Here is a 14,288-nt window from a genome sequence, read left to right as displayed (position 1 = left end):
GGGCTTCGCGGACCAAGTGCATATGGCAGCTGCAAGGCGGTGAAACACAGTTCTTGCCAAGCAGTCCATGCCTAATGCGACCCGACAGGACAGCTTGACCTTGACGGTGGGGCCCATGGGCTCCACCGTCCTCTTTTCTCCGGGCCTGGATCGTCAATGCCGAACATTGCAAGAAACAGCTTCTGGGCCATGCCGGGCACGCTGCTTTCCATTGCGATTTCAATAGGATTCGTTTTTTCCGCCGCCATGACCGTGCTTGCCATGATGCAACCGCATTATGCGGAGCGGCTGGTGTTGGAACAGGACCGCGTCCTTCTTTACGACACAAAGCGGCAGGCTGTTGGCGAGCTTGCCCCGCCGGTGGCGGTTGATGATACGCCCATCCGCCCCGAACCGGGAGATCTCACCCCGGACCCGGATGTCATCGACAGCTACGACGCGCAGGCGCGGTTCTTTGCCCGGCAGGATGCTTTTGCGCGCTGGCTGGCGGAGCCCGGTCAGGATACCGTTCCCGTCATCGGGGATGGCCGGTTGCGGACGCAAATACCGCTAACCCCGTCGCGAAGCCTGCCCTTTGAATTCTGGCTGCAAATACTGGTGGGTTTTGCCATTTTCGTGGTGTCGGCCTGGATCTGGGCACTTCAGCCCCGCGCACTTGCCAATCGGCTGTTTGGTATTGCGGGGGCAGGCGTGTGGATTTCCGCGACGACTGCGGCATTGTACAGCACGCGCTGGCTGGCGCTGCCATCTTCGCTCTTCGTCCCGTTGAGCGCGATGAATGTTTTCGGTGCCATGACTTATGGCGTGGCGATGATCTGCCTGTTTCTGATCTATCCCGTCCGAATGATCCCCAACAGGTTGTTGGCCGTCGTCGCGGCCTTTTTCGGCGGTTGGTTCCTGCTGGGCCAGTTCGATGCGCTGGGTTCGCCTGCCAACGAAGGGCCACTGCTCACCGCCACCGAAATGCTGGCGATCCTGCTGCTGGTGGCGGTCCAGTTTTTCCGCTCAAGAAAAAAGCCGCTGGAGCGGGCAGCGATACGCTGGGTTGGCGTTTCGACACTGATCGGCTCCGGGCTGTTCATTTGCACTGTGGTTATTCCAGTCCTGCTGGGTCTGGAGCCACTGATCGGCCAGAGCTACGCGTTTGCCTTCTTTCTTATCGTCCATCTCGGGGTGGCGTTCGGATTGCGGCGCAATGCGCTGTTCCAGAGCGAGCGGTGGGCCATCGGCATGTTCCGCGCGGTGTCTTTCGGCCTGTTGCTGATTGCAGTGGATATAGCGCTGATCACTTTGCTGGGGTCGATCAGCAGTGCCGCCGTGCTGACCATGCTGCTGCTGCTGCCGTTTTTCTACCTGCCATGGCGCGGGCTGGTGCAGCGCTGGTTACTGGGAAACCGGCGGATCGAAGACTTGCTGGAGGAAGTGGCGCACATTGCGTTGATCGGCGATGTCGAACAGCGAGTGCAGCAGTGGCGCGGCATTTTCGAAAAGGCCTTCTCGCCATTGCAGATCGATACCGTCGGGCCTGGCGCTTCGGCCAAAGTCGACATATTGGAAGACGGAATAGCCCTGCAATTGCCTGCCGTCATCGACTGCCCAGCCTTGCTGGTGCGATACAAGAACAGCGGCACGCGGCTGTTTCAGGAACGGGACCGGCAACTGGCCACGCGGCTGATCGATCTGGCGTCGAGCCTCAAGCGGCAGCAGGAAGCATTCAAGCAGGGCGTAAGCACTGAACGCAGCAGGATCTCGCGCGATCTGCATGACGATCTGTCCGCACGCCTTGTCTCGGGGCTGATGCTGGAGGATCCGGGGGAGCTGAAGGCCGTATTGCGGGCCTCGCTCGCCGAAGTGCGGACGATTGTTTCGACGGAGGAAGGGGGTAGCGGCCAGTTGGTCGATATCCTGGCGGATAGTCGGGCCGAGGCCGCGGAGCGGCTGGAAGCGGCTGGAATAGAGCTAAGCTGGCCGGTGGCCGACATCTCCGGCCACATGTCCCCGCAATCGCAAAAGGCGCTGGCATCCGTGCTTCGCGAAATCGTGACCAACGTGGTCAAGCATTCGGGGGCAGGGCGGCTATCCGTGCGAACCCGGCTGGAGAATGCGCGGCTGTATCTGGTCGCCAGCGATGATGGGGCGAACTTCAACGGCACTCTGAAGCAGGGCAATGGATTGAAAAACATGCGCGCCCGGCTTGCCGCGATTGACGGCTATTTCGATTTTGACGGCGAGGCGGGCAGCGGCTTTCGTGTCAGCATCAATGTACCGGTGATTTCATGAGCGGTGGCCTGTCACCCAGAGTCCTGGTGGTCGACGACCTCGAACCGGCCCGGCGCCTGCTGGTAGATGCGATCAAGGCAGTGCTTGCCAAGAGGGGGCAGGACGCATCGGGGATCGAGGAAGCATCCTCTTTTACCGAGGCGATGGTGTTGCTCGACCGCAAATTCGATTTCGCCTTTGTCGATCTGCATTTGCCCGATGGGCGCGGGTGGGACATCATCCGCAGCCTGAAAAGCTCCTACGACATACTCGTTGCCGCAGTCACTGTGATGGATGACAGCCAGAGCGTGGAGGCGACCCTAGCCGCCGGGGCAGATGGTTATCTGATCAAGGATGCAGAGCCTGAACTGCTGCACTTTCGCATCGAACGCCTGATGGCGGGGGAGCCTTCGCTGTCGCCTGCAATCGCCCGGATGATGCTCGCGCGTTTCCGTCCGCATCAGAATGAGGAGGAAGATCCACTGACGGACCGCGAACGCGAGGTGCTCTCGCTTGTGGGCCGCGGACTGCGTGCCAAGGAAGTGGCGGAGCAATTGCAGATCAGTTCACACACGGTTCGCGATCATCTCAAGTCGATCTACCGCAAGCTGGACGTGTCTTCGCGTGCAGAAGTCGCGATCGAGGCGCAGAAGCGTAATCTGACCTAGATCCAGGGCAGAATGTCTGGCGGTCGGAAATATTCAGGCCGCGTGGCTGATTTCCTCAACCCCTTCGCCGCGCAGGCGTTCTGCGTCCCGGCTTGGCGGCGCGCCGAACATGCGGGCATATTCCCGGCTGAATTGGGAGGCGCTTTCATAGCCTACCATATGACCTGCCCGGGCGACATCGGCGCTGGTGACGAGCAATCGCCTGGCTTCCTGAAGGCGCAGCATCTTCTGGTATTGCAGCGGGCTCATTGCCGTTGCGGCCTTGAAGTGACGATGGAACGATGCGGGGCTCATTCCCGCCAGTTCGGCCAGTTGTTCGACCCGCAAGGCTTCATCGAAGTGCGATCGAATCCATGCGATTGCCTGCCGTACCTGGCTCAGGCGGCTGCCTGTCCGGGCAATTTGCCTCAGCGCCCCGCCCTGCGGCCCCTTGAGCAGCCGATAGAGGACTTCGCGTTCGTGCATTGGCGCCAGGACGGGCGTATCATCCGGCGCATCGAGCAGGGACACGAAACGCGAAAATGCGTCCAGCAGGTCCGGGGTCACGGCGCTGACTGCGAAACCTGTCGTCTGGCCTTCGGATATGTCGGCCATATCCAGCATCAGCGTTGAAAGCGCTGTCCGATCCAGTTTCATGCTGACTGCCACATAGGGTCGGGCGGGAGTGGCTTCGATTATACAACCGGCGGCGGGCAACTCGACTGCCGCGATAAAATAGCTTGCCGGGTCATAGCGAAGGATGCGGTTGCCGATCATGACCTGCTTTGCCCCCTGAAGCACGAGGCATAACGACGGCTCGTACACCGCAGGGCGCGGCTTGGTGGTCGCCGGGCTGACATGCAGTGCGATGCGGGGAAGGATCGTCTCGGAGTAGATGCCCTTGGCATGCCGTTCGACGACAGTGCGCATGCGATTCAGATGATCGTGCATGATGGCAATATCAGCCGAGGCGGCGGGATAGGGCAAGAGGATGTTGCTCATGGCGGTCCGCATTTGAGAGGATCAGGCAAGATATAGAGACGATTCGGCTTCATCGCAGGTCGGGTCAGAGCCATTTAGATGCGAACGCTGGTGAGAATTGATCACCGGCCTATCACTTGATCTGGAGAGGGAGAACGAACGATGACGAAGCCCTTCGGAGCTGAATCGACCACTGACGAAGTACTCGCAGGAATAGATCTCACAGGAAAACGTATCCTTGTGACCGGTGTGTCAGCGGGACTCGGCGTCGAAACCGCCCGCGCGCTGGTGATGCGTGGCGCCGACGTGGTTGGCGCGGCACGGGATCTGGCCAAGGCAAGGGATGCGACCGGGGCAGTGCGAGATGCAGCGCAGGAAACCGGGGGCAGCTTCGAACTCGTCGAGCTCGATCTGGCCTCACTCGACAGTGTGAGGGCCTGTGCCGACGCATTGGTGGCGGACGGACGTCAGTTCGACGTCATCATTGCAAATGCGGGTATCATGGCCTGTCCGGAGCGAAAGACGCAGGATGGTTTCGAAATGCAGTTCGGAACCAATCATCTCGGCCATTTTGTGCTGGTCAATCGCATCGCATCCTTGTTGGCTCCGGGGGGACGGTTGGTAAACCTTTCCTCGTCAGGACACTGGTATTCGGATGTCGACCTGGACGATCCGAATTTCGAACGCACGCCCTATAACGAGTGGCAGGCCTATGGCCGCTCGAAGACCGCAAACATCCTGTTCGCTGTAGAGTTCGATCGCAGGCACAAAGGGCGGGGCATCCGCGCGGCGGCTGTCCATCCAGGCGCGATCAGCACCGAACTGGGCCGCCACATGACCAGGGAATCAACAGCTCAACTGCTCGCTTCGATCGAAGCGGCACAGAAGGAATATGGCGCGGAAGTATTCTTCTACAAAACAGTCCCGCAGGGCGCGGCCACGTCTGTCTGGGCTGCGATCACCGCGCCGGGGGACGAAGTCGGCGGCCGCTATTGCGAGGACTGTCATGTGGCGGAAGTCCAGGACAGCAACGGAATCCTTGGAGGCGTCGCTTCATATGGGCTCGATGCGGAGCGGGCGAAGGCTCTGTGGGAAAAAAGCGAACAGCTGGTTGGCGAACGTTTCTGACACCATCGCAAATTCAGGAGGTTATCATGAAATACCGGACACTGGGCCAGGGTCTGAAAGTCTCGGCCATTGGCATCGGCTGCATGCCGATGATCCGCGAAGGCAATATCAACTACGGGGTTGCCGATGACCGCGTCTCCACGCGCACGATCCATGAAGCGATCGACCTGGGGATCACCTTTTTCGACACTGCGGAATTGTATGGGCCGTTTCGCAATGAGGAACTGGTGGGGGCGGCGATCAAGGATCGGCGCGACGGTCTGGTGATCGCGACCAAGTTTGCGATGCGCTGGGATGGCGACAATGCCGTGGGTGTCGATGGCAGCCCGGAGAATGCGCGCCGTGCCTGCGAAGGTTCGCTCAAGCGGCTCGGTGTCGATGTGATTGATCTGTTCTATCAGCATCGGGTCGATCCGGACGTGCCGATTGAAGAAACAGTGGGGGGCATGGCCGATCTCGTCAAAGAGGGTAAGGTGCGCTTTCTCGGCCTGTCCGAGGCTGCCCCGGATACGATTCGGCGTGCGGCGAAGGTTCATCCCATTGCCGCATTGCAGAGCGAATACTCCATCTGGGAACGGGATGTGGAAGGGGAGATCCTGACCGCTTGCCGCGAGAATGGGATCGGCTTCGTGCCGTATAGCCCGCTGGGCCGGGGCTTTCTTGCAGGGGGAATCCGCAGTCTGGATGAATTGCCTGCCAGTGACTGGCGGCACAACGACCCCCGTTACTCGCCCGAAAATATGCCGAAGAATCTGGCGATCGTGGATGCGATCGGTCGTGTGGCCGGGCGCCATGGCGTCTCGAATGCGCAGATAGCGCTCGCCTGGTTGCTGGCTCAGGGAGAGGACATCGTGCCGATCCCCGGGGTAAAGCGTGTCGAAACGCTTCGCGACAGTGCCGGCGCTCCGGATGTTGCCCTGACCGCAGACGATCTTGCCGAGATCGAAGCGGCTGTTCCGGCGGGAAGTGCGGCGGGCCCTCGTTACGCGGAGGCGGCGATGGCCGCAGTCAAGCTTTGAACTGATCTCAAGCTGTTGCCTGTTGGCAGGTAATTACTGCCTGGGTTTACGAGGCCGGAGCATTCATGCCCCGGCCTCGCGCCCATCCATCAGGTCAATTATGGATATTGCCTGAGGATCTGATTGCCTGAGCTGAAGGCTCAGTAGTTGAACTTCACATCGACACCGAAGCTGCGCGGTTCGGCGAAATAAGCGCCACCGAAGCCGAGACCACCGAAGTCGATGCCGTATGCCAGCTTGTCATTGTTGGCGAGATTTTCGCCCCACACGGACACTTCCATGCTGCCACGGTCACCCAGGGCGACATTCGACAGCGCGATGCGTGCCGACAGCGTGCCCTGGCCCGGAGATGCCACTTCCTTGTTGAAGGTGTTCACCCGGTCAAGCGGGAAGAAGTACATCTTGCTGCGATAGGAATAGTTCACCTGGGTCGACAATTCGCCAAAGTCGAATGCCGGGAAGACATACTGAATGCTGGCGTTCCAGTTCAGTTTCGGCACGTTCGAGAAACGCGCTTCGTCAGCAACATCGATAACGACGTCCTGTACCGGATCGCGGAAAGCGAACTTCTTGAACTTCGGATCGGTGTAACCCAGCGAGCCGGTCAATGTCAGGCCATCTACAGGTACAGCCGTCATTTCGAATTCGACACCCTGGATACTGGCTTTACCCGCATTCAGGATAATCGAGGTCGCGCCGCCAGTGCCGGAGGCGAACTGGTTGATCTGCTTGTCCTTGTAGTCGGTGTAATACAAGGCAATGTTCGTCCGCAGGCGACGGTCAAGCCAGTCGGCCTTGAGGCCGGCTTCGTAGGATATGACCTTTTCCGGATCGAAACCGTTCAACACCGAAGTGCGAGGGTTGAAACCGCCGCTCTTGTAACCGGTCGATACGCGGCCATAGATCATGACGTTGTCGGTCACATTGTAATTGACCGAGGCGAGCCATGAAAGGTTGGTGAACTTGGCCTTGCCGTTGACGTCGGGTACGCCGTTCCCGTCATTGTCGATGAACAGCGTCTTGTTGTCCCACGTGTAACGGAGACCGGCAGTCAGCTCGAGCTTGTCATCCAGCGACGATGGCCGCCAGCTTGCCTGGCCGAACAGGGCATACGAGTCCGCCTTGCCGCCGAAGTTGCCGGGAGGGTTGGCGTTGAGACCGATCAGGTCGAGGCCGGGATTGAGTGCCTGTATCTCAGCCACATCTGCGGGTTCGAAGCCAAGGTAGGCCAAGCCGGCCACCGGTGTGACGATGGTCAGGAACTGGTTGTTGTACTCGCTGGCCTTCTCATGGAAGTAATAAGCGCCGAGCACGTAGTTGACGTCACCAATCTTGCCGGTCGCCTGCAGTTCCTGGGAATACTGCTTCTGCTTTTGCGGGGCGTTGTTGCCCTGATAGGTGGTTACGCGCTGAACCGATGTCTTGGTGGGGGACGTATAATCGTACACCACACCCAGCAGATTGCCGTTACCGCTCAGGCCGAGGATCGTATCCTGATCGAACTTGCGGAACGAGCTGATTGATTTCAGAGTCAGGGCATCGCCGGCATCAAATTCCAGCGTCAAGGCATGGCCCTGCGATTTGGCGCGAGAATCCCAGCGATAGTTGCCCTTGCGGTCGGTGAAACCTTCCTGAAGACCTTCGCGCAGACGTTCGCGGCTGAATATCAGCGGGTCCCCGCCAAGGGATTCCGAACGACCGAAATATTCCAGCACGTTGTCGGAAGCGGCAACCAGCTGGAAATAGGCCGGCTGGCCTTTGCGATCGTTCCAGTCAAAGCTGTAGTCGACCTTGAACGAGTCGGACAGTTCCCCGCTCAGGCGGACCCAAACGGCATCGCTGTTGAGACCATAGGGGTCGTGCTTCGAAAGCTTGTTGTCGACCCAGCCATCCTTTTCGCGATGCTGGTAGGAGATCGTCGCCTTGAAGGGTGAATCGCCAATGTAGCCGGTGTTGAGAGTGGTCTTGGTGTACCAGCTGTCGAAGCTGCCATAGCCGAGCTTCTGTTCGACACCGAAGTCGTCCGAGGGCTTCTTGGAAACCAGCTGCACTGCGCCGCCGATGGTGTTGCGGCCGAACAGCGTGCCTTGCGGACCACGGAGCACTTCGATGCGTTCCAGATCGACCAGATCGAGAATCGCACCGCCCGTGCGAGCGATGTAAACACCGTCCAGATACATGCCGACGCCCGGTTCCGCGACCGCTGACGGTTCGGTTTGCCCGACGCCGCGGATCAGGATCGAGGCAGCCGTCAGACTGGAAGGCTGCTGCGAAATGGTGAGGTTGGGGGTGAACTGAGCGATCTTGTCGACCTGCACCACATTCTGTGTTTCCAGAAACTGCTGGGAAAACGCGGAAATGGAGACAGGCGTCCGCTGCATGGATTCCGCCGTACGGCGAGCCGTGACGACGATATCTTCAATGCCGCCGTTGTTTGCGGGTGCGCTTTCTTGCGCTTGGGCCATCACTGGCGCAATTGTGGCCGCCGATCCCAATAGGAGCAACGGTATGATTTTTCTAGGTTTCATCTGGAACCCTCCCTCTGAATTATCTTGATTCCAAAATTCCTATACTTCGGTCTAAAATTATTCAAAGACGATTCTGGGGCTTTTCCGGCGTAAGAGGGGGTTTATGTGCACAGAAGTCGCACACTGTGACTTTCCAGCCACGCACCAAGGTGTCGGATGGATAGGTCGCAGCAATTCTCCCCCCCACCAGGTGCTTCCTGGTTGGAACCGGTGTGAGGGCCGTTTCGTCTAGGCCTTGCTCTTCCCGGAATGTTGCGAGCCTGGATAAAGAACCAGCTTCCCCCCGACTCCGCCATTTTCCATGAGCCGGTGGGCCGTGGCGACATCATCCAGCGGAAGGCGCCCGGCGATCGGCATGGTCCATCTGCCCATGGCAGCGCCCGCCATGAAACGTGCCAGCCGTTCTGCATCGAAGCGTGCGATAACCGAGCTGAAACGTTGGGTCGAGTTCGCGGGAGGGACCGGCACGGGTATTGCGACGGAAGCCACCGTTCCATCGGGGCGTACAAGCGGGAACAGCTTTTCCAGCAGATCCCCACCGACCGTGTCGGCAATCGCGTCCAATGTTCCCATTTTCGCAACGGCTTCCGGATCGTCGAGATCGATGGCGGTCACGGGCAGATCGGCCACGGTCTGGCGACTGGAGGCTCGCACGCCGGCAATGGGGATTGCCCCGGCTTCCAGCAAGGCAAGGACAGCTGCCCGCCCGGTCGATCCGCCCGCTCCGGTCACCAGGACGCGATCGCCCGCGCGAGGCATAATGCCACATTCCACCAGTTGCGTTCCGGCCAGAACACCGGTCGGGAGCGCGGCTGCGTCCACCAAGTCAAGTTCCGGCGGCACCGCTGCCAGTATGGCCTCATCGACGATGACAAAGTCGGCGTAGGCGCCGTCTTTGAAGGGATTGATCATACCGGCAACGCGGTCCCCGGCTCTGAAGCGGGTCACTGTGCTACCCACTGCATCCACGACACCTGAGACGTCACCGCCGAGACGGGCTGGAAATTCCAGTGGCATCATGTCGTGCAGCAAGCCGGTCCGCGCCTTGATGTCGACAGGATTGACCGCAGCACCAGCCACTCTGATGCGTACTTCGGTTGGGCCCGGAACCGGCACTGGCATTTCCGCGATACGGAAACTGTCCGCGTCGCCATAGGCATCGATCACGGCTACGCGCATGGTGGCGGAATCGTCGGTTGCGGCAGGTGTCGGAGGAGTTGCCGCAACCCTGGGCTGATAGTGGTTGGCTCTCTCGCGCAACTGGCCGATCAATCGGTCAAAGTCGGGAGTGCGCTCAAGCAGTTCCAGAATGACTCCCGGCGCATCGTCGCAGCGATAGTGAATGAAACGCTGCCCCGCTGCTTGCCCGGTCGTGATGGGGACCATGCCCCGGCTCTCCGCCAGCTGGGCGTCCCGCTCTATATGCCTGGTAAGCGATGCGAGCCGCTGCAGGCCGATCATCGGGCGATTGAGCCCGTCGTGAAGCGGCGAGGGGCCATCGCCCAGCGCCTGGATCAATTCGACAAGGCGGCCATCGTGCCATGTCAGCGCGACATCGAAGGGCATCTGAATACGCTGCCCTTCATGGGTCGCATCCATGGTGAGGCCGCGGAATACCACCCAGGGACCAATTCCCAGCCGTTCCTCCCAGAAGCCGATGGCGCGATCGAGGTCCGGCACCCCGAAACTTATCTGGCCGAAGTTGTCGAACCAGGTCGGTGATGATGCGGCTGTCGTCGGTTCCATTATCTTTCCCCCAATGTGCGCCGGCTTGCAAACATCGCCTGCGCTTATCGGGGGCGATTTATCTGCATGCCGGGCGGTACTGTCAAACAAGGTCTGGCCTGATTGCGGAAGTGCGCCTGTCTGTCCGATAATTCGGGCGCCGCGGTGTCCGTCCGGTTGCGCGATCACTGGCATCCTGCCAAAGGCGCCGGCCCTCTTTTACCCAATCAAGGATGTCGAATTATGCCGGACGGCATGTCAAATGCCCGCGCCGTTGGGATCGACTTTGGCACCACCAACTCTGTTGTCGCGCTGGCAGGGGATGGCGGGCAGGTGGATCTGGTCGATTTTTCAGCTCCTGACGGCAATAGTACGACGTTTCGGTCCGCTTTGTGTTTCTGGCAGGATTATGCGGTTCGTACGGGTTTGGGGCATGAGGCGGGGCCTTGGGCAATTGCCGAATTCCTCGATTTCCCGGAGGGCTGCCGCTTCCTTCAGTCTTTCAAATCGATGGCGGGCAATCTCGCATTCGAACATGCCATCCTGTTCGACAAGCGTTTGCGGTTCGAGGAACTGGGCCAGATATTTCTGGAGCACCTGCTGGCGCATGGCGAAGCGGCGCTTCACCAGATACCTGAACGTATCGTGGTTGGCCGTCCGGTTCGCTACGTTGGAGCGCGGCCCGATCCGGCGCTGGCACAGACGCGTTACGACGCGATGTTCGCATCGCTCGATCGCGAGATTCATTACGTCTATGAACCGCTCGGCGCGGCATATGGGTTTGCCTCCCGCCTGACGAAACCGGCGACGCTTCTGGTTGCGGATTTCGGCGGCGGCACCAGCGATTTTTCAATCGTTCGCGTGGGGGAGCCGGGTTCGGCTCGACGGTGTGTTCCGTTGGGATCGGCCGGTATCGGGATTGCCGGGGATCAGTTCGATTTCCGGATCATGGATCGTCTCGTGCTTCCCATGCTGGGCAAGGGCGGCACCTACCGGTCTTTCGACAAGATCCTCCAGATTCCGGATGGGCACTTCAACGATTTCGGGGACTGGTCGCGCCTTGCATTGATGCGCAATCGCCGGACGCTTGACGAACTGTCGCGGTTGCAGCGTTCCGCTACGGATTCGGCCGCAATCGGCCGCATGATTGCGGTAGTGGACAAGGAACTGGGATATCCGCTCTATGAAGCGGTCGGTCAATTGAAGCGCAGCCTTTCAAGCGACAGCATCGCTGGCTTCCGCTTTGAAAGTGAGGCGCTGACTATCGAAGCGGACGTCAGCCGGGCTGATTTCGAACAGTGGATCGAACCCGATCTTCAACGTATCGCGGCAACTGTCGATACTGCCCTGGCAAGTGCAGGTCTGAATGGAGATCAGATCGACCACGTGTTTTTAACGGGCGGATCATCGTTGATTCCCGCCATTCGCCGCCTGTTCGAGCAACGCTTCGGAGACAGAAAGATCGATAGCGGGGAGGAATTGACTTCGGTCGCTCACGGCCTGGCTCTGATCGGGAATGAGACCGATCTGGAAGCATGGACGGTGAAGGACGCGATGCCTACCTAGGCGCTACCCTTTAGGGGTGACCCAGATTTCGACGGGTGCGGCAAACTTGCCCGGCGCGGGTTTGCCGACATCTATCCGCTCTATGGTGACCAGTTCGCCGGTTTCCAGATTGAAGGATGCCCAAGGCTTCGGCATGCGGCCAAAGCTCATCTTCTGGATCGGGCGGCCGGTGGTGGTGTTCATGATCGTCGCGAGGATAGCCATTCGTGGCCACTAGCGGCATGCCGTCATTCCTGTCGATTGGATGGGAGGTGTTTTCCGCCGATACCATTCAGCTTAGCCGTTGCGGTGCGTTATCGCGTGATTCAAAAGGCGGCGTCGAGCCGTTGGCGGACTTTCGTCAGCACGGGTTCGACATCGTCAAGGGTCTTGACGTAGCGCCACAGGGCGAACTGCACGGAATTGGCGCCTGCGGCGGGATATTCGTCGATGCCCGCAAAGGTAAGGTCGAGCATCCGGTCGACATCCGGATCGGAAATGACAGGCAGCGGAGCACGGATGCCGATTGATCCCTCGGCAAGGCCATATTTCCGTTCCGCAATGCGAAGGTTGTCGGAGCCGCGCTTGATGCCATCCAGTGCAACATTGCCGAAGGGCAGCCAACCTTGCCCCAGCCGGGCGATCCGGTCGGCACCCTTGATCGACGGTGGTCCTGCCAGCCAGATGGGCAAGTCCTGCCCCTGAAAGGGGACTGGCCTGCAGACCAGGCTTTCTAAACTGATGGTCGAGGAATCGTAGCTGGCCGGTTCACCGCTCCATAGCGCGCGACACGCACCGATTGCGTTATCGAGATGTTCCAGGGCTCTATCCGGCTCCACGCCGCAAGCCTCGAGTTCCGGCACGTGCCAGCCTGAACCCATGCCGACATCCAGGCGTCCTCTGGAGACATTGTCCAAAGTGGCAAGTAATTTGGCCAGAACGGTCGGTGGACGTAACGGTGCGATCAGAATGCCGGTGGCCAGGCGCAGCTTCGTTGTACAACCGGCAATCGCCCCCAGCATGACCAAGGGTTCGGGATAGTTCTCATCCGACTTGAAAGGGAACTTGGCGGCTTCGCCCTTTCCCTGAATGACTTCGGCCAGCGTTACATGTTCGCTGAATACGACCTGTTCGATGCCCACCGCTTCCGCGATCTTTGCAATTTCCACGATCCTGGAGTTGTCACGCTCAATGATGTGATCGAGGTGCGATAGAAATACGGACAGTTCAGGTTTCGCGGACAAGGTCTGGGTCTCCCGGAAAACGTCTCACGTCATCCTCGACGGATGCGTTGTGCTTGTTGCGTGATTTCCACTCCGCATCTTTTCGTGCGGATATTCCAAGACAAAGAGGCCAGAGGCGTCGGGCCAATGCAATCGAATTTCCCGGCCCTTGACCAAAAAGCATGCCTTCGAATGATTGACGCTATTGCTGGCGCTAATGGTGTCGCGGCGACTGACCGATCGCATATCGGTCGAGTTGCGAAAAGCACGCCGCGATGGTCATCATTGATAAAGGGATCTCATTTTCAGGAACCCTGTCGGTTCAGCATGACAGAGCGCTGCTTGACAGCAAATCCTGCCCGATCAATACAGCCTACTAACAAGTAGGTAGTGGCTCGCAGCTGTTGCGGGCGGCTTTTTTGGGAGAGCGCGACTTGACACAGGATATTACCCCGCAACTTGCTTCGCCATCCACGGCCGTTGTCATAACTGGCGGTGCGTCAGGCCTTGGAAAGGCCTCCGCCCGTGCCTTGGCGGCTGTCGGTCGTCCTGTTGCGATATGGGATCTCGATGACCGGCGTGCTAAAACTGCGGCGGAAGAGATTGCGTCGGAGTTCGGCGTTACCGCGGTCGGTATGGGAGTGGATGTGCGGGATCTTTCCGCAATCGCGGCTGCTGCTGAAGGTACGCGTGCCTTGCTGCTTGGCATTGGCGGCCTGGTCCATTGCGCAGGCATTGTCGATACCGACAGTATTGACGGGCTGACGCAGGCAAGCTGGGATTCTGGCATCGCGGTGCACTTGCGGGCCATTCCGTTCCTCATCAAGGCGTTTTTGCCGGATCTGAAGGCGAACCCTGGATCGGCTATCGTCGCGACCGCCTCTATCAACGCAACACTGGGTAATGCGGTGAACCCGGTGTACTCGGCGGGCAAGGGTGGCGTACTCTCGCTCGTACGCTCGCTGGCGGATCGCCTTGCCGTCGACGGTATCCGGATCAATTCGGTATCGCCGGGGCAAATCGTCACCCCGATGATGCAGTCCGCGATCCAGGCCCGGGGCCCCGACTTTTTCGAACAGCGCATTCTTCTTGGCCGGATGGGCGAACCAGAGGAAATCGGGCGCGTGGTACGCTTCCTCCTGTCGGACGAAGCCAGCTATATCACGGCCGCCGAAATCGTGGTCGATGGGGGTAACATTTCATCGCAGCGATGATTGTGCAGGTCTGAACGGT

At 59.5% G+C, this 14,288-nt stretch carries 11 protein-coding genes; 6 read left to right on the top strand and 5 right to left on the bottom strand.

Annotated elements, in window-relative coordinates; all coding sequences use genetic code 11:
* Positions 1–156 precede the first annotated feature (156 nt).
* A complete protein-coding gene (locus MB02_RS02930) occupies positions 157–2,280 on the top strand; it encodes a sensor histidine kinase (RefSeq protein ID WP_067532030.1) in 2,124 nt (707 codons plus the stop codon).
* Positions 2,277–2,927, top strand: coding sequence for a LuxR C-terminal-related transcriptional regulator (locus MB02_RS02925; RefSeq protein ID WP_067532028.1), 651 nt, complete (start codon positions 2,277–2,279; stop codon positions 2,925–2,927). Before MB02_RS02930 ends, MB02_RS02925 begins: the two co-directional genes overlap by 4 nt.
* A 33-nt stretch (positions 2,928–2,960) precedes the next feature.
* Here the strand turns inward: MB02_RS02925 and MB02_RS02920 are convergent, their stop codons facing one another.
* Positions 2,961–3,908 (bottom strand): AraC family transcriptional regulator, encoded by a 948-nt coding sequence (locus MB02_RS02920; RefSeq protein WP_235829403.1) that lies wholly within the window; start codon positions 3,906–3,908, stop codon positions 2,961–2,963.
* Positions 3,909–4,049: 141 nt separating this feature from the next.
* Between MB02_RS02920 and MB02_RS02915 the strand changes: the two genes are divergently transcribed.
* Positions 4,050–5,015 carry an SDR family NAD(P)-dependent oxidoreductase gene (locus MB02_RS02915; RefSeq protein WP_067532025.1) on the top strand — a complete coding sequence of 322 codons (966 nt, stop codon included), beginning with the start codon at positions 4,050–4,052 and terminating at the stop codon, positions 5,013–5,015.
* Positions 5,016–5,041: 26 nt separating this feature from the next.
* The gene (locus MB02_RS02910; RefSeq protein WP_067532023.1) at positions 5,042–6,034 is read left to right on the top strand and encodes an aldo/keto reductase; all 993 of its coding nucleotides are present in this window, start codon (positions 5,042–5,044) and stop codon (positions 6,032–6,034) included.
* Positions 6,035–6,174: 140 nt separating this feature from the next.
* Here MB02_RS02910 and MB02_RS02905 read toward each other — a convergent pair whose 3' ends face one another.
* Positions 6,175–8,499, bottom strand: a complete 2,325-nt coding sequence (locus MB02_RS02905; RefSeq protein ID WP_082825923.1) for a TonB-dependent receptor — start codon at positions 8,497–8,499, stop codon at positions 6,175–6,177.
* Positions 8,500–8,790: 291 nt separating this feature from the next.
* Positions 8,791–10,308 carry an alcohol dehydrogenase catalytic domain-containing protein gene (locus MB02_RS17345; protein WP_170304611.1) on the bottom strand — a complete coding sequence of 506 codons (1,518 nt, stop codon included), beginning with the start codon at positions 10,306–10,308 and terminating at the stop codon, positions 8,791–8,793.
* Positions 10,309–10,530: 222 nt separating this feature from the next.
* On the opposite strand from MB02_RS17345, the gene MB02_RS02895 reads away from it, so the two are divergent.
* Positions 10,531–11,853: an Hsp70 family protein gene (locus tag MB02_RS02895; RefSeq protein ID WP_067532019.1), complete on the top strand. Its 1,323-nt coding sequence runs from the start codon at positions 10,531–10,533 to the stop codon at positions 11,851–11,853.
* 3 nt (positions 11,854–11,856) lie between these two features.
* Here MB02_RS02895 and MB02_RS02890 read toward each other — a convergent pair whose 3' ends face one another.
* Both MB02_RS02890 and MB02_RS02885 read right to left on the bottom strand, forming a co-directional pair.
* Positions 11,857–12,057, bottom strand: a complete 201-nt coding sequence (locus MB02_RS02890; protein WP_067532018.1) for a hypothetical protein — start codon at positions 12,055–12,057, stop codon at positions 11,857–11,859.
* Positions 12,058–12,158: 101 nt separating this feature from the next.
* The gene (locus MB02_RS02885) at positions 12,159–13,076 is read right to left on the bottom strand and encodes a TIGR03619 family F420-dependent LLM class oxidoreductase (protein ID WP_067532016.1); all 918 of its coding nucleotides are present in this window, start codon (positions 13,074–13,076) and stop codon (positions 12,159–12,161) included.
* A gap of 413 nt (positions 13,077–13,489) precedes the next feature.
* On the opposite strand from MB02_RS02885, the gene MB02_RS02880 reads away from it, so the two are divergent.
* Positions 13,490–14,269, top strand: coding sequence for an SDR family NAD(P)-dependent oxidoreductase (locus tag MB02_RS02880; protein WP_235829402.1), 780 nt, complete (start codon positions 13,490–13,492; stop codon positions 14,267–14,269).
* The last annotated feature ends 19 nt before the right edge of the window (positions 14,270–14,288 follow it).

It is taken from the genome of Croceicoccus estronivorus (assembly GCF_001625325.1).
GTDB lineage: Bacteria > Pseudomonadota > Alphaproteobacteria > Sphingomonadales > Sphingomonadaceae > Caenibius > Caenibius estronivorus.
This window is presented reverse-complemented; position numbering and strand designations above follow the sequence as displayed.